General features: G+C 22.5%; 3 protein-coding genes. All 3 read right to left on the reverse strand.

Annotated elements, in window-relative coordinates; all coding sequences use genetic code 11:
* Positions 1 to 170: 170 nt before the first annotated feature.
* The 3 genes from HMPREF1092_RS17405 to HMPREF1092_RS16320 all read right to left on the reverse strand — a co-directional run bounded on the left by HMPREF1092_RS17405 (position 171) and on the right by HMPREF1092_RS16320 (position 3,389).
* Positions 171 to 344, reverse strand: a complete 174-nt coding sequence (locus tag HMPREF1092_RS17405; protein WP_002599810.1) for a hypothetical protein — start codon at positions 342 to 344, stop codon at positions 171 to 173.
* Positions 345 to 357: 13 nt separating this feature from the next.
* Complete coding sequence (gene mobV / locus HMPREF1092_RS16315; protein ID WP_002599811.1) at positions 358 to 1,794, reverse strand: MobV family relaxase; 1,437 nt, start codon at positions 1,792 to 1,794, stop codon at positions 358 to 360.
* Between the two features lie 524 nt (positions 1,795 to 2,318).
* Complete coding sequence (locus tag HMPREF1092_RS16320; RefSeq protein WP_002599812.1) at positions 2,319 to 3,389, reverse strand: protein rep; 1,071 nt, start codon at positions 3,387 to 3,389, stop codon at positions 2,319 to 2,321.
* Positions 3,390 to 3,860 lie beyond the last annotated feature (471 nt).

A 3,860-nucleotide genomic window follows, 5' to 3' on the forward strand; every position in this document is an offset into this window, starting at 1 on the left:
CAAATCGTAGCGCGGAAATAGTTTCCTATAGTATCAAGAAGGAAAAAACAGGTCTAAAAAAGCCCTTTTTTTCCTTAATTTTTATCCTAAAATTTTCCATTTTAATTTCCAATTTTAGAAACCTAAATTTACTGAATTTTTAAGTGTATTTTTTAATAATTTTTATTAAATTACATATCAGCCAACCTTTTATATAAATCTTCATTCTTTTTAAGTTCTTTTTCTATTTCTTCTTGTGATACTTTACTTACTTTATCTAATTCTTCTTGTATTGCTAGGTCATATTTATACCCATATTTTCTTATAAATTCTTTTACATCTTCTAAAGTAATATCTTTTTTCATAATAACTCCTTTATTACATATCAAAATCAACTGAATTTTTATGTGTATTTTTTATAGTATTATTTTTATTTAAAAGTTTATCTTGAATATCGAATTCAGGTTTAAATTCTTTTTTTAAACATTGAATTATTTTTTTATTATTTAAAATTTGATTTTTAAAACTTTTATTTTCAAAATTCATTTTAGTATCTATAACTAAAACTTTTTCTTGGCGTTCTAGTAAAACAATTGTTTTAAAATTTTCATTTGAATCTATACATTCTTCTAAAAATTTTTCATCAAATTCTTTCACAGAATAAATTTTTTTTTCAAAAATATTTTTATCTTTTAAATCATCTAAATTAATTTTTATTTTTAGATTGTCAATTTTATTTAAAAGTCTTTCTTCAATTTTATTTTTTTCAATGAGTTGTTTTTCTATTGATTTATTTTCTTTATAAATTAAATTCAAGGCTTTATTATAAACATAATTTCCAACTTCTTTATTTCCTTCTAAAGACTTAAAAATTAAATTATAATTATAATCTAATTGTCTTTGATAAAAATTATTTTTTTCGATTTTATTTTCTAATTCCTTAAAGTCTTTTTTTAAATATTTATTATCTAAATTTAATCTTTCAATTTCACTTTTATTTTTTATATTTATAGATTTTAATTCTAAATTTTCTTTTTTTATTTTTATAAAATTAGATTTTAAATTTTCAAAATCTTTTTCTGACATAGAAATTTTTCCACCAATAAAATTTTTTTTAAATTCAATTTTACTTATATCATCAATTTCTTTTTCTACTCTAGTTAAGGTTTTTATTTTTTCATCTTTCAACTTTAAATCTTCTTCAAGTTTTTTTATGTTCTCCTCAAGTTTTTTTAATTTATATTTTTTAATTTCTAAATTCTCCTCTGTCTTACCACAACCACGTTCAACTTCAAATCCTTTTTCTCTAAGATACTTAGGAGCTTCTGTATGCACTTTATTTATTCTTATAGGTGTCATTACAACTGATGACTGTAATTTTCCATTCTCTAAGTTTACAGGGACAATATGAAGGTGCATATGAGGACTTGTTTCATCTAAATGAACTTTAGCTGAAACTACATTCTCTTTTCCAAATTCATGACAAAAATAATCATAAACATTTTTCAAATAATCCTTAGTTTTATCCATACCCCAAATTTTAGCCTGTTCCTTCGATACAGTAATTATATTAGAATAATCCACCACAGAGTTCTTCTGTATCCTAGAAACGCTTCTAACGGCTTCTACACGCTTTTTAACTCTATGATATAAATTACTACTACTACCCATCTCTTTATCAGCTAAATCATAGTTCAAGTGAGTTTTGGTAAGGTCTATTTCTTTATTAGTTATTTTACCCTCTCTGTCTTGCTCCATTTGAAGACCTTTAACATCTGTAATTTTATTTTTTTTAGTATTCCAAGCAAATTCCATTTTAAAAACTCCCTTATATGTATTATCTCAATTCTAACATAATCTCTTATTTTGATACATATAATTATCAATTGATAATCAAGTGAGATTATAGCTCGTTATAATCTGAAAACAGATTTACTCGCAATTGCATTGAGCTTTTAGGCAGTTCCTCCCACTTCGTTCCTCCCAAAACTTTTAAAAAAGTTTTATCAAAATTTTTATTACTCGCCGTAAGGCGAAAGGACGTTTTATAAAAAACGCCCTTTGTTTCTAGTATATTTAGTTATAGCAAATCAAGGTAGTATTTAAAATTTTTCTTAGTCAGCTATTCGGATCAGCGTTCCTTAATCCAAATAACAGCCACGAAAATTTTTAAATCTCCACCATTGACTAAATAAAAAAAAGACCAACTTAAAATTAAGATAGTCTTTTTAATAATCTTATTAATAATTAAATATAGTAGTTGCTCTACAAAATTTATTATATCACATTAATTTTATATTTAATTATATATAATATACTCAACAATATTTTTATTATGTTTAATCATCAATTTCACAGTCTAATTCATCAATCAATCTTTTATTTATTTCTTTATATTCTTCATCACTTAATTCTCTAAAAGTATCTAAAATATATTTTTTTTCAACCCAAGTTAAGCCAACACAATAAACATATTCTGTTTTATCAATTTCTTTTAAATAATCTAATTTTCCTAATTTATATAATATTAAAGCATCTTTAAAACACCCACTAAAAGTAATTAATTGTTTCCCTTTTAATGCTTTATAAAAATAATTAAATACATTTTCATTAACTAAATAATCAGCATCTTTTGCAGAATATTTTGCAACTTCGAAGACTTCTTTGTTATCACTTTTCTTTTTTATATCATCAACTCTTATTTGAGTTATTGATTTATCTTTCATACTTTCTTGCCACAATTCTTTCCATCTTTTTTGATTAATTCTAGTATTTCTATTTTGTTTTTTTACTGCAATTACACAATGAAAATGTGGGTGAAAAGTATCAAAGTTTGGTTCTAAATCTCCAATTTTTAAATTTCTTTTTTTATAATAATCATATTTTTTTTCATACAATTCTTTAGTAATAAATTTTTCTTTTTGATAAGTTATCTCTAGCTTTCTAATAAAACCTTCAGTTAAATTTTTAATTTCTGCTCTCTTTAACATCTTAGTAAATGCTTTATTCATTTCTTTGATTTTATCATTAAGTTCATCACCTTTTATGTTTTTTACAGTCAAAGTTAAAAATACAAATTCGTAATTTAATTCAGTTTCAATGTACTTCATAAGTATCGAAATTAATAAACTATCCTTTAAACTTTTTCTCCAAGAACACATTGGACAAAATCTATTTTTACAGAAAAATGCTCTATAAAGCTTGTACTTTTTTTCTTCAATATCAGTAACATATTCAATATAATTACCACATTCATTTACATCTTTTAAAGTTTTTTTGCTTACTAAAGGTTCTAAAAATTTTGATAATTTTATATTATTTTTCTTCTTTTTTGTTATTTTATTTTTTTCTTTTTCATATGGATTTTCTTGAATATTTTTTTCTTTTTTGTTATTATCTAATCGTAACATGATAAAAAAGATACCTTCTTTCTTTTTTGGATTGTAACATATAAAAAATAATTTATTCCTTCTTTTCTTTAAATTTTGAAATAATAATTATTTTTAATGTTACTTTCTTTTTTTGAAACTAGGTATAATATAGATTCTAAATTCCGCAAGATTTAGAATAATAAAAAATACCCATTGTTTTTTAATTTTTAGCTTCAACACCTAAAATTATAAACAAGGGTTTTTTTTATGTCAAATTAAGGGTAGAATTTCCAAAAAATTATATAAAATTAAGCTAAATTTATAAGAAAAAATATTAAAGTAAAAATGTTCAATTGGAAAAATATGTTTCACGATTAAAAATAGGCTCTAAGCATTGATTTTACTGGCTTAAGGGCAAATCGTAGCGCGGAAATAGTTTCCTATAGTATCAAGAAGGAAAAAACAGGTCTAAAAAAGCCCTTTTTTTCCTTAATTTTTATCCTAAAATTT

The organism is Clostridium thermobutyricum (assembly GCF_000371465.1).
Taxonomy (GTDB): Bacteria; Bacillota; Clostridia; order Clostridiales; family Clostridiaceae; genus Clostridium; species Clostridium thermobutyricum.

Bases quoted from the DNA above. Each gene is read 5' to 3' on its own strand.
- HMPREF1092_RS17405 (WP_002599810.1), bottom strand. From the start codon at position 344: ATGAAAAAAGATATTACTTTAGAAGATGTAAAAGAATTTATAAGAAAA.
- mobV (WP_002599811.1), bottom strand. From the start codon at position 1,794: ATGGAATTTGCTTGGAATACTAAAAAAAATAAAATTACAGATGTTAAA.
- HMPREF1092_RS16320 (WP_002599812.1), bottom strand. From the start codon at position 3,389: ATGTTACGATTAGATAATAACAAAAAAGAAAAAAATATTCAAGAAAAT.